This is a genomic window from Litoreibacter sp. JB4-2 (assembly GCF_055693445.1).
Window position 1 is genome coordinate 1065475 of sequence record NZ_CM146334.1, and the last position, 21380, is coordinate 1086854.

A 21380-nucleotide genomic window follows, 5' to 3' on the forward strand; every position below is an offset into this window, starting at 1 on the left:
CAGCAGCGGACGGCAGGTTCGGAGTGTCGCACCGTAGCGTCAATGTAGAGAAGCCAAGGTCTGCAAAGGGCCGTCCCCACTAAAATTTCTAGTCAATTAGATCGATCACATCCTGCACGTTTAGATGCGAATAGCGCTGAACGCTCCGAATGTCTCGATGACCGCTTACTACCATGATTTGTGCCTGATTGAGCCCCTTCCGTGCCACTTCAGTAATCCGTGAGTGGCGGAGTTGGTGGAACCGAATGTCGCTCGAAAACCCAAGTGCCTCCCTAGCTCGCCTTACAGCCTGCGTGACGCTATAGGCAGCTACTGCAAAGACAATTTCATCAGCTGCTTTCCTGCCTCTGAGAGCCTCGCGGAGGAGCTCTATGGCACGTTTTGTGAGAGGGACGTCGCGAGACCCTTCTTTTCCATCCACAACACGCAAGAAACGTTGGTCTAAGTAGATGTCTTGAACAGTCAGCTTGAGAATTTCTGATCGCCTCATTGCCGTTTCAAATGCAAACTCAACGACAACGGCCATTTCTTCGCTCATATTATCCAGTAATAGGCTTAACTCATCACGGGAAATAACTTTGTCCCGTGTCCTCCTTGCTTTCGGTAGTCGAATTTCCTCGCAAGGATTGTGAAGAACCAACCCAAATTCTGCAAATAATTCTGACACGTACCATCCAAAAACTCTACGTATCTTCAATAGGTCATCGCGTAGGGTTGTAGAACAAACCTCAAAAGCTCGTTGCTGCTTGTAGGCATTCACATCTTGGGGCGATATCCGCTCCATCGTTTTGGACATACACGCGTATTTCCCAATTCGAATAACCTGCATAGCTGTCAATCGAGAGGACGGTTTTCCATCCAATACCGTGTTACAATATTTAAGCCCTGCCTCCTCAAAAGTAGGATGTGTGAACTGTTCAGTGCCTTCCTGTTGGATTGCCCAACGTTTGGCATCTTCTCTACTGTGAAATGTTTGTGAACGCGGCTTTGAACCGCTCTTTCTGATCTGAACATTCCAGTTTCCAGAGCTCAGTTGTCGAATATTTGCCATTTGATACACCTTGAATCACAAAATATAGATGTAACTATTTGTTTTTAAATGATTAATATCTTGCCAAGGTTAGGGTCGTGAGTTCAGATCTCATCGCCCGCTCCAATTTGGTACAAAACAAAGGCCGCAACCCTTGTTGCGGCCTTTGTTTTTTCGGATTTAAATGCGTTTCGCTCAGTCGAAGGTAAACGCAGTATCCCCATGTAGTAAGCCCCGAAGCTGTTCCATCGTGGTCTTCATGAGCTGCTTGGCGTCATCGCCCCCGGTGGCCAGATAGGCTTCATATACGATACCCGGATGAGCCGCATCAGCTAGCTGGTGCAAGAAGGTCTGGCAATTTTGCGATGTTGGCGAGGCACTGAGAGTTTGGTTGATGTCCATATCAGGAGCAAATTTGTGAACGCCTGGGCAACTCAAATACCAAGGAAAGCCGAAGGCAATGCAGGGTTTTCCAGCGCGCACAGCTTCCCAACCTGCCGTTCCGGTAATCGTCGCTGTAGCAATAGATTTCTCTGCCAGCAGGGCGGAGCTGAGGCTTGGGTGGACAAGATGGACTCTGGAAAGCCGGGAGATGCGCTCGATGAATGCGTGTTCTCTGTTGAAAGAACCCTGCTTTGGGTTTTCTTTCACAACCAAGTCTATGCCGTCAGGCAAAATCGCTGCGAGTTGTTCGACTGCCAGCGCTTGATCGTTGTAGACCCCACCTTGTGGTGATGTCGTCATCTCAGGCTGAAAGTGCAAAGGGACATAAATGAATTTGAGTGGCAGTGTGTCTTGCCGCTGCTCAAGTTCTGTCAGCCATGACAAATACCTCTCGCTGCGCCCGCGCCCTTCGAGGTAGTTGAGTGTCTTGCGCCGCGACAACAGGTCCTTGCGCAATCGAGTGACTTCCCGCCAAATACTGCGGAAGTTCTTTCCCAAGAAGGCCGCTCGCGGAGCCCTCCGGATGAGAACATACAATGCGTAAGCACTCGCTTTGATGTCACCTGAGACTGAGCGTTTAGCATCATGAGCAAACATGTAGTTTGAGACTTGGCGTTCGATCTCGCGCGCCAGATCATCATTCTCCGCTGGACTGTCAGGATTGGTGTGCCCGGCTACGGTATCGAGGGCGCGCAGCTGACCGAACGCTTCGATGCTGGGAGATGAGAAAAACCTGTTCTTGAACAGGGTGCTCGCCAATAACACAGTCCGGATCCCAAGCGTCTCCGCCACCCTGTAAAACAGGTAGTCATCGCCGGTATGTGGAATATTGAAAATTAGAACAGTCGAAACGTGTTCACGCTGCAAAAAGCGCAATATTTTTCTGGCTGTAAGGTGAAAGTGGTCTCGATACTCATGCGGGCGGACGAGCGCATGCGAGCGCCTTGCATAGCCCTTCGAATAGCGTGACATCTGATATGCATATTCTAACAGATACGCCTGCTCAAACGCGATCGGGTCAGAGAGCTGCGGTAACGGGCCATCTGCTTCGAATTCTTGAAAGCCGCGCAGCGATCTGACTGATGCGGAGGCGATAGGCCATGTTCGCCGGCCGATTTGTATAATTCGGGGGGCACTTTCTGGGCCCATGCGCGCCATTTTGTCTACCAGCTCCGACTGCCAATCGGTGTAGGTAATGACGAGGTGAGTGGTGCTCGGGAAATCGCTCATGAAAAGTTGGCATAGTGCTTGTCCAAGCTGAAATAAAGAAATAACTATGCCACTAACGTTAAATCATGCTGGGCGAGCATGCGACGCCCGTTCGAGGGAAATGCCAGTTTGAGTTGCTGGCGGATCGGGCTTCTGACCGTGTCGCACGCCTGAGATTCAGATAGAATGCGAGATAAGATGAGCAACCCAAAAGCATTGGATTTTGATCCCATTTGGGAAGAACTTTACGCTTCCGGGCAGCATCTCAACAAATATCCGTTCAACTATGTCCCAAACTTTTTCTTTTCGCATTTGCCGCGCGACATGCCGAAGGATGAGGTCCGTGTACTAGAAGTTGGGTTTGGCGCCGGAAACAACCTTTGGATGTGTGCCAGAGAAGGTGTCCAAGTTGCCGGAGTTGATGCCGCTGAAAGCGGCGTCAAATTCGCTCAAGACCGATTTGAACGTGAGGGGCTCACGGGTGATCTGCGGGTTGGAGACTTCACCGCGCTGCCTTTTGCAGACGCATCGTTTGATATGGCGATAAATCGCCAGGCGATCACCCAGGTTGGACATTCGCGAGCCATCACTGCTGTGCAAGAAATACATCGCTGCATGAAGCCGGGCGGCGTATTTTGGAGCAATATGTTCTCCGACAAATCCCACCGGAAAGGTACGGAAATTGGCGATGGTCTTTGGACTGAAATCGACGAGGGAAAGCTTGTCAATGTAGGCCAGACAGCCTTTCACAGTGAGCAAGACATCTTGAAAATGTACCCTGAAGGATGGGACATTCTTGATCTGCAACATGTTGAAACCGTCAATCATATCGGGACCGAGCGTATCCCCTATTGTGAGTGGTATGTGACGGCCCGAAAACAGCAAGGCTAGCGGCGTGCGACAGGGTAAGGCACTTGTCGTCGGCGGCGGTTTTGACGCGATTTTTGCCGCCTATTACCTACGATCAGTATTAAATGTCGAGGTCGACTGGGCCCCACAAACATCACGGGTTGGCGGGATCCTAAACGGCATAGAGCATGGCCCGTTCTCTCTGGACATTGGGTGCCAGGTTTTTGACAATTTTGACCGTGACATAAGCGAACTGATTTCGCAGCTTGCGGGCGGCGCGGTCAAAGAAATGGACATATCCTATGCGAGCCGGTTCGCGGGCACTGTGTCTGACGGGATGTCGGCACCTGATTTGTCGCGTCTTCCGCTTTCGACGCGCGAAAAAATGCTCGCGGAGATCAAAGCATCCAAGAGCGATGGTTTGGGCGCGGACACGTTGCGGGAATACTACGAACAGCGTTGGGGGAGAACTGCCGCGGAGCATTTGGAACGCGTAAATACGAAAGCATTTGCAAGCCCAGCGCGCGACACAGACTCGTCAAACCACATCTTCGCCAGCCTCAAACGCGTCCGGCTGTTCGACGACAAAACGGCAGCGCAATTGAAGGCTTCAAGTGATTTGAACGACCAAAAGATTGCGATACCTCGGTCCGTGTCGCGTCCCTACGAAACGGCTTCCGCCAACATCCATCCAATGCCGCACAGTATGCGTGGGTTTTGCGAAACGGCGTACAAGACAGTACTGAGCGCCGGTGTTCGTGAAATGTCGAACGCCCATGTCGGCTCATTGGGGTTTTCTGAGGCCAGCCTGTCCGTTGGCTTTGGGTCTGATGCCGCGAGTTTGGATGTGGGCTCCTACGACGCAGTCATCTGGTGCGATAGTTTTCACCGGTTGACCCAGCTTTGCGACATCAGCGATGACCTTCGGCCTCTGGAAGATCCGGTGAGTATGCACCTCATCTACTTCTTTGCACCGCGCGCCTCTATTTCGACGCTGGGCTACTTTCACAACTATGACGATGATTTGAGCTTCTTCAGATGGAGTTCGATGGGGCTTTACTCGGAGCAAAGCGACAATGATGGGTTCAGTTTTTGCTGCGTCGAAACGCCCACTAAGGGTGAAGAACTGGCTGCGAATGACATGTCCAATATCTGGGATGAGCTGAAACAGGTGAATTTGGTTGAAGGCCCCGAAATGCGCCCACCACATTATGTTTTTGCGCGCAACTGCATACGGACCCGAAAGCCTGGCTACGCCAGAGCAGCAGCACGGGCTCAGGAAAAGCTCGATGCGTATGCCGACCGGCTTGTATATTGCGGGCCCGACCACTTTGGTCGTGTACCAACGGCGCAATACCTAAGAACAAGGATCAACGAGGCAATGAAGTAATGACCGGCAAAGAAGAGATAGCAAAGGCCGTAATCGCACATCTTGAAACCACCTATACCTTGTCAGACATTTCTGGTGATACGGCTTTGATTTCGGGCGGAAAACTGGACTCCATGCAGGCCATGGAGCTCGCGATGTTCGTCGAAGATCGGTTCGAGTGCCAACTTGAAGATGATGACATGGATATAGAGAACTTTGACACACCAAGTGCAATTGTTGCGCTTGTGTTATCTCGAAAGGTGTCATGAAGCGCGTTTCCCAAACAAGCGTACATCAAACTCTCAAGGCGTTGAAAATTGCGGCTGGAGACACGGTATTCGTGCATTCTGATCTGATGGGTTTCGGGTTGCCGGAAAAAGGTATTTCAACCTACTTTGATCCTTTGCAGGAATTAGTTGGCATCACCGGAACAATCGTTGCACCAACATTTACCTTCGACTTCATCCAATCCGGCCAATATCACTACAAAGAGACACCATCTTCTGCGATGGGCGCATTGAGCGAATGGATACGGACGTCGGAAGGCGCGGTCCGAAGCAAGCATCCGATCCAGTCTGTCGCCGCCATAGGACCGAACGCAAATGCGCTGGGCGCGATAGAAACAGCATCAGCTTATGAAGCGACTGGCGTTTTTCAGACGCTTGCCGACTTGGATACAAAGATCTTGCTGTTAGGTGTGGGGCCCAAAAATATTTCACACTCCCACCTTGCGGAGGAACGTGTTGCAGTGCCCTATCGCTTTCATAAGAAAGTGAGCGGTCAGTGCGTGTTTGCGGATGATCAGAAATTGGTTTCTGGTGAATGGACTTTCTTTGCACGCCATCTTGAGGTCGATATTTTTCCCGCAAAAGAAGATGAAATTGTGGCAGAGCTCGCAGATGCAGGTCGTTGGAAGTTTACTGAACTCAACGGCGTCACTGTAAGCGCCGGGCCCGCAAAAGACTTTGCAGATTTATTTTCAAAAAAGCTCGCCGCGGATCCTTATTGGGCACTTGAAAACGGCCAAGAGGTTGCCGCGTTTTGCAAGAGCTTGAATGAGCCGGCCCAATGATTGACGACGCCTTTGAGTTCGCCGTTGGCACGTTTGTTGACGATGCGTTGCGATTACATGCGCAGAACATGCCAGAAAAAATCATCTGGCGCCAAAAAGATGCTCACTACTCGGCCAGCGAACTAAATGCATTCGTTGATACACTTGCTGCGCGGTTCGTTGTCGAGCCGACAGGCTCGCAAATTGCTATTCTCTTAGAAAACTCTGTTGAAGCGCTGTGCGCAATTTTGGCTTGCTTGCGCGCCGGGCGCGTCGCTATCCCTATCAACACACAGTATCATAAGACTGCAATAAACTACATTTTGCAGACAACGGACGCGTCTTTGCTCGTCTCCGCGTCGAAGCATTTAGCCGGAATTGAATTTGACGCTGTTTTTGAACCTAAGATGCCTAGCGATCCTGAACAGGCAACCTTCGTGCCACCTACGCGCGACGTAAACGCCCTGGCGCTTATGTATTTTACTTCTGGGTCAACCGGCCGCCCCAAGGGCGTGATGGTAAGCCATAGCAACCTCATGCACGGCATTGACAGTGTTTGTTGTTACCTTGATCTGCGGAAAGACATGGTTCTGGGTGCTGTTCTTCCGATGAGCTTTGATGCAGGGCTCAATTTTGTTTTGAGCGGGCTGAATGTTGGGGCTGAAATTGTCTCGTTACGTTTTGTTTTCCCACAAGAATTTGCACGCAGCCTTGCAAAATACCGCGTTGAGTGTTGCCTCGCAGTGCCGTCAATCTTTGCAAGCCTGTCGACTGCATCAAAAACAGAACTTCCCGACCTGAAGCTGCTGGCTTCAACTGGTGGGCGTATGGATTCGCAAATCGTTAACGATCTAAAACAACGCCATTCTAACCTAGACTTCGTTGTTATGTACGGCCTAACCGAAGCCTTCCGGTCGACATATCTTCCGTCCGAAGATTGGTCAGAAAGGCCTGGTAGTATTGGCAAAAAGATACCCCACGCTCATGTTGGCATCGTCCGGCCAGATTTGACACAGGCCGACCCGAATGAGGTCGGCGAATTGGTCCATGCAGGTGCTTTGGTCGCACAGGGGTACTGGCGCGACGCCGAAAAGACCGCCGAACGTTTTAAAGACTGTCCGCAATGGTTGCCACCATACTCCGGCAAGGCGGTTTTCTCAGGTGACTTAGGTTGGAAAGATGACAATGGTTTTTTCCACTTCTCAGGTCGAAAAGATCGGCTGATAAAGTCCCGTGGATTCAGGATTTCACCAGAAGAGATTGAAAAATCTGTCATGAGACTGCTTAGCGTAGCAAGTGTCGCAGCGGTCGGAATAGACGATACGACAATTGGCCAACGAATTGTTCTATTCTATGAACCCGCCGATGACGGCTTTCTTGATCTTCAACAGGTTCGTGTGTTGCTGCGCGAGGACCTGGCCGACTACATGCTTCCAGATAAATTAGTTTCTGTTGATAAAATGCCGCTTAACGCCAATGGAAAGATTGATGTCAAAGCGCTTGTGGAGCAGTTCACTTGATCAATTTCAGTCATCACAGCTCGATTTTGGACCCGTTTTCCATCTTTGAAAACCGCCTTCGCTTTGAGGGAGAAGACCTTCTTCAGATCGCCCAGCGAGATGAGATTGGCCGTTCCAATTTTATCTATAGCAAGCAAACTTTGGCGACGCGCGTGCGTGCTTTGAGAGCCGCTATGCCTGACGGTATGAAGCTGCATTTCGCTGTTAAGGCAAATCCATTTCCAGAATTCATTCAATCAGTTGCGCCTTTTGTTGATGGTTTTGATATTGCGTCCGGGGGTGAACTAAAGGCGCTTGTAAATATCCGAGCCGACATGAGTTCAGTATCATTTGCCGGACCGGGCAAAACGAAAGCTGAAATCCAACTTGCGATTAAAAACGATGTAAAAATCATCGTCGAGTCGCCGCACCAACTTCTCATGTGCAACGACATCGCCAACACGGTCGGGAAAACGGCGACCTGCATGGTCCGATTGAACGATTTGCGCGAAAGTGCTGGTGGCGGCCTCAACATGAGCGGAAAAGGCAATGGTTTCGGTTGGGATATTGACGACTATATTGCACACGGCCTTTCGCTTTTTAAAGCGTGTTCAAGCGTTAAATTCTTCGGTTTTCATTTGTTCTTTGGATCACAGATTCTGCGAACGGAAGCCATTCAGACTGGCTTGGCGACCTCGATTGCGACCCTTGAAAGACTTCCGGTACCTGCTCCACCGAAGCTTATTAACCTGGGTGGAGGTCTTGGGATTCCCTACAGCGCGCAAGACCAACCTATCGATCTAAAAGACATGACCCCGATTTGGGCCAATGCCCGCAAAGGGTTGGAAAAACTCTTTCCTAAGACAGAAAGCTGCATTGAGCTTGGAAGGTATATTGCAGGTCCATCTGGTCTTTATATGTGCCAAGTTTTGGATAAAAAGACGATTGGTGGAACGCATTTCGTTGTTTGTAGCGGGGGCCTGAACCACTTTAGCGCGGCAACGGGTAATTTTGGGCAAGCCCTGCGGCGCAACCACCCGGTTTACCCAATTTCCAACCTCGACCGCGAACATGAAACGATCAACTTGATCGGCCCGCTGTGTACGCCCATCGACGTTTTTGCGAAGGCGGTGTCGCTTCCAAAACTGGAAATCGGTGAATATGTGGGCGTGTTTCAGGCTGGAGCTTATGGATACTCCGCGAGCCCATTGAACTTCCTGTCACATGAAGAACCCGGCCAATTCATGATTTGACCGCTCAGCGAGTATCGATCAATGCCAAATTTTGCGCTGAGGGGCGCCATGCTATCATTTCTGGTGTGTCGGGTTTTAGCGCGGTAGTTTGGTTGAAACTTCACCGGATCAAGGTTACGCGTTTGTGTCATTTATGGCGAAAGCGCCTCGCAGAGAAAGACCGTTCAAACCATGCTCGAAGACAGCACTATCTTACTCACCGGCGGCACGGGATCGTTTGGCAACACATTCGTGCCCGCAACGTTGGAGCGATACAACCCCAAGAAAATAATCGTTTTCTCACGGGATGAGATGAAGCAGTGGGACATGGCCAAGCTGTATCAGGGTGACCCTCGGGTGCGGTTTTTCATCGGCGATGTCCGCGATCGAGAACGGTTATACCGCGCCTTGAAAGGCGTTGATTATGTTGTGCATGCGGCTGCCACCAAAATTGTTCCGACGGCTGAATACAACCCGTTTGAATGCATCAAAACCAACGTTATGGGGGCCATGAACCTGATCGACGCGTGCATTGATTGTGGCGTTAAGAAGGTGGTGGCTCTGTCTACCGACAAGGCATCAAACCCGATCAACCTTTATGGCGCGTCCAAGCTATGTTCGGACAAGCTATTTGTCTCCGGGAACGCCTATGTGGGCGAGCATGACACAACGTTTTCCGTGGTGCGCTACGGCAATGTTATGGGCTCGCGTGGGTCGGTCATTCCGTTCTTTTTGTCGCTGAAAGACGCAAAGTCGCTACCGATCACCGACCCGCGCATGACGCGGTTCATGATCACTCTAGAGGAAGGGATCGAACTGGTCTGGCACGCGTTCGAAGACATGATCGGCGGCGAGATTTACGTCAAGAAGATCGCGTCAATGGGCATTGGCGACATCGCCCGTGCTGTGTCGCCAAATGCTGATCATGATATTGTTGGCATTCGCGCTGGCGAGAAGGTCCATGAGCAGATGATCGGGCTTGAAGATGGGCCTTACACCTTTGAATATAAAGACCATTTCAAAATTCTACCTGTGATCAACGAATGGTCCAAAAGCGCGCAGCGGATCAAGAACGGCACCCCGGTGCCCGAAGGGTTTGTCTATTCGAGCGACAACAACACGCAATGGATGAGCGTAGCTCAGTTGCAAGACTGGATCGCGCAAAATGCTGAGAAAATCGGGAAATACTAAATGATCCCTTATGGCCGCCAGTCGATTGAGCAAGATGACATTGACGCGGTCATAGACGTATTGAAGTCCGATTTTCTGACACAAGGTCCAAAGGTGCCTGCGTTTGAGCAAGCAGTCGCGCGGACCACTCAGGCTGAGTTTGCTGTCGCAATGAACAGCGCGACCTCTGCGCTTCACATTGCCTGTCTGGCCTTGGACCTTGGGCCTGGCGACCTGCTGTGGACCAGCCCAATCACATTTGTGGCCTCGGCCAACTGCGCGCTTTATTGCGGGGCCTCGGTCGATTTTGTCGATATTGACCCGATCAGCTTCAACATGTGCCCCAAGGCGTTGGAACAAAAACTTGAACAGGCCGCCGCCGATGGCTGCCTGCCTAAGATTATTGTGCCTGTGCATCTTGCGGGGCAAAGCTGCGATATGAGGGCTATCGGTGAGCTGGCCCGGCGATATGGCGTGAGGATCATTGAAGACGCGTCGCATGCCATTGGCGCAAGTTACAATGATGCCCCCGTAGGCGTTTGCACCCATAGCGATATCGCTGTGTTCAGCTTTCACCCAGTGAAAATTGTGACCACCGCGGAGGGCGGTGTTGCGACCACTCAAGACGCCGCCTTAGCCAAAAAAATGGGCTATCTTCGCAGCCACGGGGTAACCCGAGCACCGGAGTTGATGAGCAAGTCGGACGGGCCGTGGTACTATCAACAGATTGATCTGGGCTACAATTACCGGATGACGGAGATGCAAGCGGCGCTGGGTGTGACACAGATGCAGCGCCTTGAGGCATTTGTTGATCGACGCCAAGAGCTGGCAGCGCGATATGATAGCCTATTGGGCGATCTGCCGCTGTCTTGCCCGGCTCAAGCCCCCACAACCCGGTCGTCCTTTCATCTGTACATCATCCGCGTCGAGGCGACGCGGCATCTGGCTGTGTTTGAATCACTGCGCGCGAACGGAATTGGCGTGAATTTGCATTACATCCCGGTGCATTTGCAGCCCTACTACGCTGGTCTCGGGTTTTGCGAAGGCGATTTCCCCGCCTCTGAGGCTTATTATAGCGAGGCTATTTCTATCCCGCTTTATGCCGGGATGAGCGACGCTGACCAGGATGAGGTCGTGGCGCAGATCACGGAAGCGCTGAGCTGATGCGCCTCGCCGTGATCCCGGCGCGGGGCGGTAGCAAGCGAATACCGCGCAAAAATATTCGCCCGTTTTGCGGCAAGCCGATGATTGCGTGGTCGATCGAAACAGCGTTGCAATGCAGGCTGTTTGACCACGTCATTGTATCCACAGAAGACGTCGAGGTGGCGGAGGTAGCACGGCGATTTGGCGCAGATATCCCCTTCACCCGCCCAGCGGCTTTGGCTGATGACCACACTGCGACCGTGCCCGTCATCGCCCATGCGATTGAGGCCTGTGGGGCGATTTATGGCGCAGCAATGCAAATATGCTGCCTCTACGCAACTGCACCTTTTGTTCAACCGGTTGATCTGCGCGCGGGCCTTTCCGAATTAGAGCGCAGCGGAGCAGATTATGTTTTTTCCGCCACCCATTTCCCCTACCCCATTCAGCGCGCACTGCGCCGGGACACCGATGGGTTCGCACACATGATATCACCCGAACATGACCAAACCCGTTCGCAAGACCTTGAGCCGGCCTATCACGACGCAGGCCAGTTCTACTGGGGTACATCCGAGGCCTGGCGCGAAGAACGCTCTATCTTGCAGGGTGGCCGCAGCGTTATGTCGGTTTTGCCTTCTGCCCGTGTGCAAGACATTGACACGCCGGAGGATTGGGACCGCGCGGAGGCGATGTTTCGCGCCTTGGGGCTTGCGCGCTAGCTCGGCTCAAGCGCGCCCAAACGCAAAGACGCCTCTGCTCTCGCGCAGTGTCTTGAACCCAGCATCTTCGATCAACTTAACGAGCCTTTGTTGCGCTACTTCCCCGTCGGGATAGAAGCCCGGATGTGTCTCAAGGATGATGAGCGGGCAGGCGGTTTTCCATATATCGGTGCTGTTGAACAGCTCAATTTCGGCGCCTTCGATATCGCAGATTAGGGTAAATTCTTTGATCTCATGCACCGCGCAAAGCGTTTCGAGCCTTGTCACCGGGACATCAAGCGTCTCGCCCTCACCCGTCCCAATGCGACCGACATGCGGATTGTCCCCGGTCATAAACTGGATTGTCGGCGCGTCACTGTAGCTCACAGCGGCTTGAACGACTTGGCTTTTGCCTTGTTTGTCCTGCGCCGCAATATTTCGCGCGCAGGTTTTCGCAAGTTCGGGCAGAGCTTCAACGACAATTTGGCGGGCCTCAGGTGCCATGCGAGACCGTGTGAAGGCCGCAACCACGCCTATGGATCCACCCAGTTCAACCACATCCAAAGCTTCCGGTAAGAAAGCTTCAATAAATGCGCGTTCTTCGGTTTCATATTTGTTCTTTAACAGCGCGTTTTTCAGATCAACCGAGCCGCTTGGCGGCACATGAACCTCCACCCCATGGAAGTTATAGGTTGTCCCGTTTTGGGCTTCATATTTTGCCACCAACCGCTTGCGCCGCCAGGTTCTGAACCAAAGTAACATCTTCACCCATTTTCGCTTAGATCGTCGCGTGCGCGTTATCACCACACATTACCGTAACAAAGCAAGCGCGAACATTTTCGGTTAAATTCTCGATTTGCGGCTGATACATGCGTAACAGGGAGTATAGCAACGCATGACTTTCAGCGAATTTTTCGACTTAAAAACAGATGCATCTCTCGGTCAGGATGCCCATGACCTTGCCAAACGATTATGGCCCCTCAACCGATCATTGACGGGTCAAGGGGTCGTTGAAACGCTGAGAATCCTCGGCGAACAGCTTCCTGACCTGAAGATACACACAACAAAAAGTGGCACGCCCGCTTTCGACTGGATCGTTCCGCAGGAATGGCGCGTAAAGCAGGCTTATCTTGTAACGCCAAATGGCCAGCGGATTTGCGACTTTTCTGAAAACAATCTCCATCTGATTGGCTACTCTCAGGCGAAGAACGCCACCATGAACCTGAGCGAGCTGCAACCGCATTTGCATTCCTTGCCAGACCAGCCAAACGCTATTCCCTATGTCACCAGCTACTACGGCGAGAATTGGGGGTTTTGTTTAAGCCAGAACCTCAGAGACAGCTTACCGGATGGCGCTTATCAGGTGGTCATCGACACTGATCATTTCGACGGCGAGCTCACTTACGGCGACCTAGTGATACCAGGGGAAACCGACGAAGAAATTCTTTTATCTACTTATATTTGCCACCCCTCGATGGCGAATAATGAGTTGTCAGGACCAGTTGTCGCGCATGCTCTCGCGCAAATCGTCGCTGCGGAACCGCGTCGCAAATACACCTACCGATTTGTTTTCGTGCCCGAGACCATAGGCGCGTTGGTTTATCTTTCGCAAAACCTGAACCATCTCCGCGACCGGACACGCGCAGGCTTTGTGCTGACATGTGTCGGCGATGAAAGGGCGCGATCCTACATGCCATCAAGAGCAGGCAACACACTTGCAGACCGCGCAGCGCTTACAGCGTTGTCGGGCATAGACTTTGATCACTACAGCTTTTTGCAACGCGGGAGCGACGAGCGTCAGTATTGCGCCCCAGGGATCGACCTTCCGGTTTGTTCCGTGATGAACAGCAAATACGGGACCTTTCCCGAGTACCACACGTCGCTAGACGATCTTGCATTCGTGACGCCCCAAGGCCTTTCAGCCGCTATCGCAACACATCGTCGAATTTTGCGAATAATTGAGCGTAACTCACTGCCAAAAACTACAGTCTTGGGGGAGCCCCAACTGGGGCGGCGTGGTCTCTACGCAGAATCTGTCGAAGGTCGGGTCAGCGGTTGATGCTATGCCAATGCGCAACCTATTGGCCTATGCGGACGGAACCCAAGACTTGATCGCGCTTTCCGAGGAACTCAAAGTCCCATTTGAGACTTTGGTGGACCTTGCTGAGATGCTGGCGGAAGCGGGCCTGCTTACTCTGCAAGGCAGCCCAAACTGACAGCCGTATTTGCCTTAACGTCGCGGGCCGCGCGTTTGCCGATGACGGCGTCTAGATGCTTCGGGGCAAGCCCGTAGCCCGGCCTCACGGAGCGGACCGCATCGGCGGTGATTTCGGCGCCTTGGGCCAGATCTTTGACGAAATACAAGGAACGGCGGAACTGGATATTGCCCTGCTCGCTTGATTTGAGGCCGTAGTCGACGCGCCCCAAGGCCTCCCAAGCGCAGCAGGCATCGCGGCAGAGTGCGCCGAATTCTTCAGGCTCCAGCGAAAAGCTGTCATCGGGGCCACCACCGCCGCGGTTCATGGTAAAGTGTTTCTCGATGATGGACGCACCCAGCGCGACGGAGGCCACGGCGGTTGCATTGCTAAGCGTATGGTCCGACAGGCCCGTGACGAGGCCAAATCGCGTCCGCATATCCGCCAATGTTTGCAAATTGTAGTCGCTAGCCGCCGCCGGATAGCCGCTGACGCAATGCAACAGCGCGAGCTCGGTGCACCCACCATCTTGCGCGGCGGCCACCGCTTCGCCGATCTCGTCGGCATCAGCCATGCCCGTCGAAATGATTATTGGTTTCCGCGTCGCAGCCGCGTAGCGAATGAGCGCAAGATCAACCGCTTCAAAAGATGCGATTTTGTACGCGGGCGCGCCCAGATCCTCTAGCAAATCGACAGCTGTGGTGTCGAAAGGTGACGAAAACAGCGTGATTTCGCGCTTGCGCGCATGTGCGAAGATCGGGGCATGCCAATCCCATGGCGTATGGGCTTCCTCGTAAAGTTCATAGAGCGTGCGCCCTGCCCATAACCCGCCTTCGATGCGAAATTCCGGGCCCGTTGCGTCCAAAGTGATCGTGTCGGGACGGTAGGTTTGGATTTTCACCGCATCCGCGCCGATCCGCGCTGCCTGGTCGATCAGCTCAAAGACGCGCGAAATTTCTCCATCATGATTGGCCGAGATTTCGGCAATACAATAGGGTGGTGCGTCTTGTCCGATGCGGCGTCCTGCTATGGAGATATTGGGCGTCATGGGCCTGTCCTAAACGGGTGTTTCGCGTGTCTTAACAAAGACGACGACGTCATGGAATGCGCCATTGCTGAGTTGCTGGTTGAGCCGCCGCTCGTTCTCGACGAAGCCAAGCTTGGCGTGCAGGTGTAACGACGCTGTATTGCTGGTTAGGACTTCGGCAGCAATGCGCGTCAGCCCCATTTCATCAAACGCAAGCGCGAGGGCCTGTTGTAGCATGGCGGTGCCAGTGCCTTTTGGCGCTTCTTGGGACGTGTAGAACCCCCAGCTTGCCTGGCTGTTTCTTGTGTCGATCCCGCTAAACCCGACAACCCCGCAGGGCACGGCGTCGCGCAGATAGACGAAATAGGCCTGCGTTGGATCCGCCATCATTTTTGCAAACCACCGCGCATGCTCTTCGGACGCGATGACCTTTTGCTCAAACGCGTTGAGCCGGACGCCTTCAGCATTGCGCCAACGCAGCATATTGGTGCTGTCCGCCGCGCTGACAGGGCGCAGAAATTCATCCATTTTGAGCCACCATATCTTGCATGATTGCCGCCACACGGGCCGCGCCCTGCCCGTCCACGATTGTCGCAGCTTTTGATGACAAGTCGTTTAGATAGGCGCGATCCTTATGGCATCGTGCCAGAAAATCCGGCATCGCCGACAGATCATCGCCCGCGCTTAGATCAGCCACAAGCACCGCGGCACCAGCATCATGCAACGCCCGCGCCCCGCGTCTTTGGTTGTCGGCCACGACGACCATTCCGGTGGGCAGGCCCAGGCAGCAGCGCTCCCATGCTGTGGTCCCGGCCGCCCCAATCGCCAAATCAGCTTGCGCCATCACGCTGGCCATATCGGGCACGTTGGTCAGGACCTTGGCCCCTATCGCCATTGCCTTAGCCCGCAACGGCGCCGGATCGCGCACAGCACCCCCAAGAACGACAGTAAGCGCGTCAAACCTGTCGCGATGCAGCGTGAGCTGATCAAGAACCTTTGCCGTCACACCACACGGATCAGCAGCGCCGAAATTCACGAGTAAATCAAGGCTCCGCCGCGCTGCGCGCCCTTGCAAACTGCCGTCCCGTGCCTTGGCGAAGTCAGACCGCAGCAACGCAAATTCAGGCCCTATCAAATACCGCGCTGTCGCAGACACCAGAGCGGCATAACTGGATTTTGTCGCGCCGAGGTTTTGATCGAGCAGCAAGGCGCAGTCATGCGGGCGGTCGGCCAGATCATCAATGACGGCAAGCTTTGTGTTGTCCGGGCAAGCCGCCCGTTGCCATGTCGCATCAAGCTCGTAATGATCGACCACCAGCCAGTCTGCGTCCTGTACAATCGCGCGGGTGGCTGGCGCATCGTCATCGCCCAACATATGCACTTGAAACCCCTGTGCCGGCACTTGTGCGTTGAGGTTTCCGGGCAGGTCGCGGCACAGAAACCGGGACTGCGCCCCGACCTTGCGAAGCGCATGGGCAAGGGTAAGGCACCGCATCAGATGCCCTGCCCCGATTCTAGCCGAGCTATCGGCGCGGAAAGTCACTGTCTTCATGGGCGCTCTTGTATTCACTGCGACATGCGGCCTGCCTACTGTAAAGATCAATACTATACGTAAGGTAGCGGCCTGCCCAGCCGTCCTGAACTCACCATCCCAATGCATTTGCGCGACACTTGAGCCAACACCGTTCCCTGCCCCCTTGGCCCGACACCGTACCGCGCCTATAAGGCGGCGAGAGCCCCAAGGAGAGCCCCCATGCGAAGCGCGAAGATTGCTCGGAAAACCGCGGAGACGGATATCACTGTTGAGCTGACGCTCGACGGGACCGGCACCTATGACAACCAGACCGGCGTGGGCTTTTTCGACCATATGCTTGACCAGCTGGCGCGCCATGCCTTGATGGATATGACCGTGCGCGCGACGGGCGATCTGCATATTGATGACCACCACACGGTGGAAGATACCGGCATCGCGCTGGGTCAGGCCCTGGCAAAAGCTTTGGGCGACAAGCGCGGCATCCGGCGTTACGGCGAATGCCACCTTGCGATGGATGACGCGCAGGTGCGCTGCGCGCTGGACCTGTCGGCGCGACCCTATCTGATTTGCAATCTGGAGGTTGCAACCGCGAAAATCGGCACATTCGACACCGAGCTGGTACGCGAATTCTTCCAGGCCTTCGCCACCCATGGCGGGATCACGTTGCACATCGACAAACTGCACGGGTTCAACAGCCACCACATTGTGGAGGCCGCCTTCAAAGCGGTCGCCCGCAGCTTGCGCGACGCGATGGAGACCGACCCGCGCAAGGCCGATGATATCCCGTCGACCAAAGGCAGCCTCTGACATGCTGACCGTTCTTGTCGATTACGACAGCGGCAATTTGCATTCGGCGGAAAAGGCGTTTCAGCGCATGGCGGCGGAGGTCGGCGGCGGCGAGGTGCTGGTGACCACCCGCCCAGAAGATGTGGCCCGCGCTGACCGGATCGTCTTGCCGGGCGATGGTGCATTTCCGGCCTGCCGCAACGCGTTGATGCAGGACCGCGCCGCGCTTTATGAGGCGATTGTGGAAGCCGCCACCGTCAAGGCGCGCCCGTTCATGGGCATTTGCGTAGGCATGCAGATGATGGCCACGATGGGCCGCGAATATACCGCCACGCCCGGATTTGACTGGATCGGCGGGGAAATCAACGCGATTACACCGGATGACCCATCGCTCAAGATCCCACATATGGGATGGAACGATTTGGTCCTGAATGGCGCGCATGACGTGTTAGAGGGCCTCGAGACCGGGCATCACGCTTATTTCGTGCATAGCTACAAGTTTGATGTCGCTGATCCGGCGCACTTACTGGCGCATGTGGATTACGGCGGGCCGGTGACGGCGATTGTCGCGCGTGACACGATGATCGGCACGCAGTTCCACCCGGAAAAAAGCCAGAGCACCGGGCTCCGGCTCATTTCAAACTTTTTGCAATGGGCGCCCTAAGGCTTACTTGACCTTGGTCCAGGTACCGCCGTCGCGGCAGATGCCGAAAACGCAGCCCGACACTTTCAGCGTTTTGCCCGACATCACCAGCCGCGAGTTGTAAGTCTTGTCGCGGTCCGGCGAATAGACCTTGCCCTTATACTTACCACCGCCCTGCGCCACGGTGGACGAAATGATGTTGCGGCCCTGATTTTCGGATTTGAACTTTTTGCCAGCCGCGTCATAGGATTGCACCAACACGCCGCACAGCTTGTCGCCGCATGGCGCCACTTTGATCAGCCCCGAATTGCCGTTGTCATCCTTGGCCGTGCGCCACAGACCTTCCAATGGGTCAGCCGCGAAGGCGCTTCCGGCCATGGCAAGAACAAGCCCTGCGGCCAGTGTAAGTGTTTTCATGATGTCCTCCCTGTTTGTGAGGCGAAGCTTGCCCGGGGCTGCGCTTTGCGATCAAGCGTGACGTAGGGTCCCTGCCCCTTTGCAAACGCTGCGTCACTATGGGATAGGGGCGGGAAATTGACCGAAAGGACGCGTCGCCATGATCCTCTACCCCGCCATCGACCTGAAAGACGGCAATTGCGTGCGCCTGTACAAAGGCGAGATGGATCAGGCCACGGTGTTCAACGACAACCCTGCCGCGCAGGCCAAATCCTTTGTCGAGGCAGGCTGCGAATGGTTGCATCTGGTGGACCTGAACGGCGCTTTTGCCGGGGAGCCCGTGAACGGTGCAGCTGTTGAGGCGATCTTGGCTGAGACCAAGGTGCCGGCACAGCTTGGCGGCGGCATCCGCGACATGGCGACGATTGCGGCCTGGTTGGAAAAAGGCCTGCAACGGGTCATCCTTGGCACTGTCGCGGTGGAAAATCCCGAACTGGTGCGCGAGGCGGCGAAGGCCTTTCCCGGCCATGTCGCCATTGGGCTCGACGCGCGCAACGGCATGGTCGCGACGCGCGGCTGGGCGGAAGAGACCGATATCGAGGTCACCGCCCTCGCCCGCCAGTTTGAAGACGCAGGTGTTGCTGCCCTTATCTACACCGATATCAACCGCGACGGCGCGATGCAGGGGCCCAATGTGGAGGCCACGGCAGCGCTTGCCAATGCTGTCTCGATCCCGGTCATCGCCTCGGGCGGCGTGTCGTCGCTTGATGATTTGAAAGCGCTCAAAGCGAGCGGCGCGCCGCTTGATGGCGCCATTTCAGGCCGCGCGCTCTATGACGGGGCGATTGATTTGGGTGAAGCGTTGCGGCTGCTGAAAGCCTGACCTGCGCCAATATGGCTCAGTGCATTGGGCGCGCGCGTGCATAGATATGATCCATGCAAGATCGCTGAAGCATGAGGCCCGGTATGGTGTTTACATCTGTTCAAGGATCGGAACTGGCGCCGCAGAGCGCGTTGCACGACGTTTTTGAGGCGGGCGATTTTCTCGATTGCTTCTCGACCGCAAGCGATCTGCCCGCGCGCGACGCCGCCGAGATCATCACAGCATTTCCCGGTTGGGTTCAGATGTTGCTGGCCTTGCGCGGCGTGCTAACCGCGCCGTTTGGCTTGGCGCAAGACGGCCCGGACGGCGTCGAAAAGATTGGGCCATTTCCCGTCGAGCAAAGCTCCGACACTGAGGTGATCGCCGGTTTCGACGACAAGCATTTGAATTTCAAAGTTTCTGTCATGTCGTTGGATGGGCGGGTGTCGCTTGCCACTTGGGTCCACCCCCACAACATAGGCGGCAAGCTTTACCTTGCCGCCATAATGCCGTTTCACATTCTGGTTGCCCGCAACGCATTGGCCCGCGTCGCCAAAGCAAGCCTGCGCGCGCCGGCCTAGTTTGCGGCTTTGGCTGTGAGCTTGCCCAAGGCCCCGGTCATCACTTTCACAAACTCTGCATCCGCTGGGATGTCCAGCCCGTCAAACATGGATGCCGGATCCTCGTAGGTCAGGTAAACGCCGCCCTCGGGCGGCGAATAGGCCGCGACTTTCAAAGGCAGGAAAAGTGCGGCGCGCATGTCGGCGTTCATCGCGGGCGTGCCCAGCTTGGGGTTGCCAAAAATCAGCGTCTCGGCAAAATCCATCTCCAGCCCGACGCTTTCGGCCCCTTTGCGGTGGTCGATGCGCGCGAACACGGTGGCGCCCGCACCTTCGACAGCGGCTTGCAGCGCGTCCATGACGTCCGGCACGGATTTTTCGGTTTTCACGGTCACAAGGTCGGCAAAGGCGGGCATCGCGGCTCCAATAGTCAGAAGGGCAGTCGTCAAAAGGGCTTTCATGGTCTCTCTCCACATAAAATTGCAAGGCAACAACCGCATAGCGGCGCGCCGAAAGCCAATCACATCTCTGGCATAGAGGCCAAATAGGCGTTAAACGGGCAGCGCAATTGGAGCGACATCATGCTGAAAACCCGGATCATCCCCTGCCTTGACGTCAAGGACGGGCGCGTCGTCAAAGGTGTGAATTTCGTGGGCCTGCGCGACGCCGGTGACCCGGTGGAGGCCGCCAAAGCCTACGACGCGGCGGGCGCCGATGAGCTGTGTTTTCTCGACATCAACGCAACACATGAAAATCGCGGCACCATGTTCGACGTGGTCACCCGCACGGCTGAGGCCTGCTATATCCCGCTGACCGTCGGCGGCGGCGTGCGCACTCATGAGGACGTGCGTAAGCTGCTGCTGGCAGGCGCGGATAAGGTCAGTTTCAACTCCGCCGCCGTGGCCAAGCCAGACGTGGTGCGCGAGGCCGCAGACCGGTTCGGTTCGCAGTGCATTGTCGTTGCTTTGGATGCCAAAACCGTATCGCCCGGCAAATGGGAGCTGTTCACCGCAGGCGGGCGCAAGCCCACCGGCATCGACGCTGTGGAATTCGCGAAAATGATCGTCGAAAAGGGCGCGGGAGAAATCCTGCTGACCTCCATGGACCGCGACGGCACGCGCGACGGCTACAACCTGCCCCTGACCCGCGCCATTTCCGATGCGGTCAGCGTGCCGGTGATTGCGTCGGGGGGCGTCGGCACGCTCGATCATCTGGTCGAAGGCGTTACTGAGGGCCGGGCAGATGCTGTTCTTGCGGCCTCTATCTTTCACTTTGGCGATTTCACGATCGCGCAGGCCAAGGCGCATATGGCCGCCGCAGGTCTCAATATGAGGATCGGCGCATGAACACGCTCGACAAGCTCGCCCAGACCATTGCCGCGCGCAAAGGCGCAGATCCGCAAACGTCCTGGACGGCAAAACTGTTGTCCAAAGGCCCTGAAAAATGCGCCGAGAAATTCGGCGAAGAAGCCATCGAGGCGATCATTGCCGCCGCGAAGGGTGACACCGAGAACCTCAAGGCAGAAGCCGCAGACGTGCTTTACCATCTGCTGGTGATGCTGGAGGCAAGTGGCGTGACTTTGGCAGATGTGATGGCCGAGCTGGACCGCCGCGACGGCGTGTCAGGCATTGCCGAGAAAGCCGCCCGCACATAACGCATTGCCGCGCCGATATCTGAAATGAGACT

General features: G+C 54.9%; 25 protein-coding genes. 17 read left to right on the forward strand and 8 right to left on the reverse strand.

What is annotated here, in order from left to right; genetic code table 11:
• Nucleotides 1-88: 88 nt before the first annotated feature.
• Nucleotides 89-1051, reverse strand: a complete 963-nt coding sequence (locus ACZ1G7_RS05310; protein WP_472662792.1) for a tyrosine-type recombinase/integrase — start codon at nt 1049-1051, stop codon at nt 89-91.
• 174 nt (nt 1052-1225) lie between these two features.
• Nucleotides 1226-2704: a capsular polysaccharide export protein, LipB/KpsS family gene (locus ACZ1G7_RS05315; protein WP_472662793.1), complete on the reverse strand. Its 1479-nt coding sequence runs from the start codon at nt 2702-2704 to the stop codon at nt 1226-1228.
• Between the two features lie 177 nt (nt 2705-2881).
• Between ACZ1G7_RS05315 and ACZ1G7_RS05320 the strand changes: the two genes are divergently transcribed.
• The 9 genes from ACZ1G7_RS05320 to pseF all read left to right on the forward strand — a co-directional run bounded on the left by ACZ1G7_RS05320 (nt 2882) and on the right by pseF (nt 11712).
• Nucleotides 2882-3574: a class I SAM-dependent methyltransferase gene (locus ACZ1G7_RS05320; RefSeq protein ID WP_472662794.1), complete on the forward strand. Its 693-nt coding sequence runs from the start codon at nt 2882-2884 to the stop codon at nt 3572-3574.
• A gap of 4 nt (nt 3575-3578) precedes the next feature.
• Entirely contained in the window at nt 3579-4922 is a 1344-nt protein-coding gene (locus tag ACZ1G7_RS05325) for a hypothetical protein (protein WP_472662795.1), read from the forward strand.
• Nucleotides 4922-5170, forward strand: coding sequence for an acyl carrier protein (locus ACZ1G7_RS05330; protein WP_472662796.1), 249 nt, complete (start codon nt 4922-4924; stop codon nt 5168-5170). Before ACZ1G7_RS05325 ends, ACZ1G7_RS05330 begins: the two co-directional genes overlap by 1 nt.
• Nucleotides 5167-5973 (forward strand): AAC(3) family N-acetyltransferase, encoded by an 807-nt coding sequence (locus ACZ1G7_RS05335; protein ID WP_472662797.1) that lies wholly within the window; start codon nt 5167-5169, stop codon nt 5971-5973. Before ACZ1G7_RS05330 ends, ACZ1G7_RS05335 begins: the two co-directional genes overlap by 4 nt.
• On the forward strand, nt 5970-7472 hold the full coding sequence (locus tag ACZ1G7_RS05340; protein ID WP_472662798.1) for an AMP-binding protein: 1503 nt from the start codon (nt 5970-5972) through the stop codon (nt 7470-7472). Before ACZ1G7_RS05335 ends, ACZ1G7_RS05340 begins: the two co-directional genes overlap by 4 nt.
• Nucleotides 7469-8704: a type III PLP-dependent enzyme domain-containing protein gene (locus ACZ1G7_RS05345; RefSeq protein WP_472662799.1), complete on the forward strand. Its 1236-nt coding sequence runs from the start codon at nt 7469-7471 to the stop codon at nt 8702-8704. Before ACZ1G7_RS05340 ends, ACZ1G7_RS05345 begins: the two co-directional genes overlap by 4 nt.
• Nucleotides 8705-8875: 171 nt before the next feature.
• The gene (gene pseB / locus ACZ1G7_RS05350; protein ID WP_472662800.1) at nt 8876-9874 is read left to right on the forward strand and encodes a UDP-N-acetylglucosamine 4,6-dehydratase (inverting); all 999 of its coding nucleotides are present in this window, start codon (nt 8876-8878) and stop codon (nt 9872-9874) included.
• On the forward strand, nt 9875-11017 hold the full coding sequence (gene pseC / locus ACZ1G7_RS05355) for a UDP-4-amino-4,6-dideoxy-N-acetyl-beta-L-altrosamine transaminase (RefSeq protein WP_472662801.1): 1143 nt from the start codon (nt 9875-9877) through the stop codon (nt 11015-11017).
• Complete coding sequence (gene pseF / locus ACZ1G7_RS05360; protein WP_472662802.1) at nt 11017-11712, forward strand: pseudaminic acid cytidylyltransferase; 696 nt, start codon at nt 11017-11019, stop codon at nt 11710-11712. The genes pseC and pseF overlap by 1 nt, the downstream gene beginning before the upstream one ends.
• Nucleotides 11713-11718: 6 nt before the next feature.
• Here the strand turns inward: pseF and ACZ1G7_RS05365 are convergent, their stop codons facing one another.
• Nucleotides 11719-12453, reverse strand: coding sequence for an FkbM family methyltransferase (locus ACZ1G7_RS05365; protein ID WP_472662803.1), 735 nt, complete (start codon nt 12451-12453; stop codon nt 11719-11721).
• A 133-nt stretch (nt 12454-12586) separates the two neighbouring features.
• On the opposite strand from ACZ1G7_RS05365, the gene ACZ1G7_RS05370 reads away from it, so the two are divergent.
• Entirely contained in the window at nt 12587-13750 is a 1164-nt protein-coding gene (locus ACZ1G7_RS05370; RefSeq protein ID WP_472662804.1) for a DUF4910 domain-containing protein, read from the forward strand.
• A 10-nt stretch (nt 13751-13760) separates the two neighbouring features.
• On the forward strand, nt 13761-13907 hold the full coding sequence (locus ACZ1G7_RS05375) for a winged helix-turn-helix domain-containing protein (protein WP_472662805.1): 147 nt from the start codon (nt 13761-13763) through the stop codon (nt 13905-13907).
• On the opposite strand, the gene pseI is transcribed toward ACZ1G7_RS05375, so the two are convergent.
• From pseI to pseG, 3 genes are read right to left on the reverse strand one after another with little or no spacing between them, the layout of a single operon-like run.
• Nucleotides 13882-14934: a pseudaminic acid synthase gene (pseI, locus tag ACZ1G7_RS05380; protein ID WP_472662806.1), complete on the reverse strand. Its 1053-nt coding sequence runs from the start codon at nt 14932-14934 to the stop codon at nt 13882-13884. The genes ACZ1G7_RS05375 and pseI overlap by 26 nt on opposite strands.
• Nucleotides 14935-14943: 9 nt before the next feature.
• Entirely contained in the window at nt 14944-15441 is a 498-nt protein-coding gene (gene pseH / locus ACZ1G7_RS05385) for a UDP-4-amino-4,6-dideoxy-N-acetyl-beta-L-altrosamine N-acetyltransferase (protein ID WP_472662807.1), read from the reverse strand.
• Entirely contained in the window at nt 15434-16465 is a 1032-nt protein-coding gene (gene pseG, locus ACZ1G7_RS05390) for a UDP-2,4-diacetamido-2,4,6-trideoxy-beta-L-altropyranose hydrolase (RefSeq protein WP_472662808.1), read from the reverse strand. Before pseG ends, pseH begins: the two co-directional genes overlap by 8 nt.
• Nucleotides 16466-16666: 201 nt before the next feature.
• Here pseG and hisB point away from each other — a divergent pair, with 201 nt between their 5' ends.
• The gene (hisB, locus tag ACZ1G7_RS05395; RefSeq protein WP_472662809.1) at nt 16667-17254 is read left to right on the forward strand and encodes an imidazoleglycerol-phosphate dehydratase HisB; all 588 of its coding nucleotides are present in this window, start codon (nt 16667-16669) and stop codon (nt 17252-17254) included.
• A gap of 1 nt (nt 17255) precedes the next feature.
• Nucleotides 17256-17897: an imidazole glycerol phosphate synthase subunit HisH gene (gene hisH / locus ACZ1G7_RS05400; RefSeq protein WP_472662810.1), complete on the forward strand. Its 642-nt coding sequence runs from the start codon at nt 17256-17258 to the stop codon at nt 17895-17897.
• Between the two features lie 3 nt (nt 17898-17900).
• On the opposite strand, the gene ACZ1G7_RS05405 is transcribed toward hisH, so the two are convergent.
• Nucleotides 17901-18293: a DUF2147 domain-containing protein gene (locus ACZ1G7_RS05405; RefSeq protein WP_472662811.1), complete on the reverse strand. Its 393-nt coding sequence runs from the start codon at nt 18291-18293 to the stop codon at nt 17901-17903.
• Between the two features lie 139 nt (nt 18294-18432).
• Between ACZ1G7_RS05405 and hisA the strand changes: the two genes are divergently transcribed.
• Both hisA and ACZ1G7_RS05415 read left to right on the forward strand, forming a co-directional pair.
• On the forward strand, nt 18433-19155 hold the full coding sequence (hisA, locus tag ACZ1G7_RS05410) for a 1-(5-phosphoribosyl)-5-[(5-phosphoribosylamino)methylideneamino]imidazole-4-carboxamide isomerase (protein WP_472662812.1): 723 nt from the start codon (nt 18433-18435) through the stop codon (nt 19153-19155).
• An 83-nt stretch (nt 19156-19238) separates the two neighbouring features.
• Nucleotides 19239-19715 (forward strand): DUF2867 domain-containing protein, encoded by a 477-nt coding sequence (locus tag ACZ1G7_RS05415; protein ID WP_472662813.1) that lies wholly within the window; start codon nt 19239-19241, stop codon nt 19713-19715.
• Here the strand turns inward: ACZ1G7_RS05415 and ACZ1G7_RS05420 are convergent.
• Nucleotides 19712-20155 carry a DUF302 domain-containing protein gene (locus ACZ1G7_RS05420; RefSeq protein WP_472662814.1) on the reverse strand — a complete coding sequence of 148 codons (444 nt, stop codon included), beginning with the start codon at nt 20153-20155 and terminating at the stop codon, nt 19712-19714. The two genes, ACZ1G7_RS05415 and ACZ1G7_RS05420, sit on opposite strands and share 4 nt — an antisense overlap.
• A gap of 120 nt (nt 20156-20275) precedes the next feature.
• On the opposite strand from ACZ1G7_RS05420, the gene hisF reads away from it, so the two are divergent.
• Nucleotides 20276-21040 (forward strand): imidazole glycerol phosphate synthase subunit HisF, encoded by a 765-nt coding sequence (gene hisF / locus ACZ1G7_RS05425; RefSeq protein ID WP_472662815.1) that lies wholly within the window; start codon nt 20276-20278, stop codon nt 21038-21040.
• The gene (locus tag ACZ1G7_RS05430; protein ID WP_472662816.1) at nt 21037-21348 is read left to right on the forward strand and encodes a phosphoribosyl-ATP diphosphatase; all 312 of its coding nucleotides are present in this window, start codon (nt 21037-21039) and stop codon (nt 21346-21348) included. Before hisF ends, ACZ1G7_RS05430 begins: the two co-directional genes overlap by 4 nt.
• Nucleotides 21349-21380 lie beyond the last annotated feature (32 nt).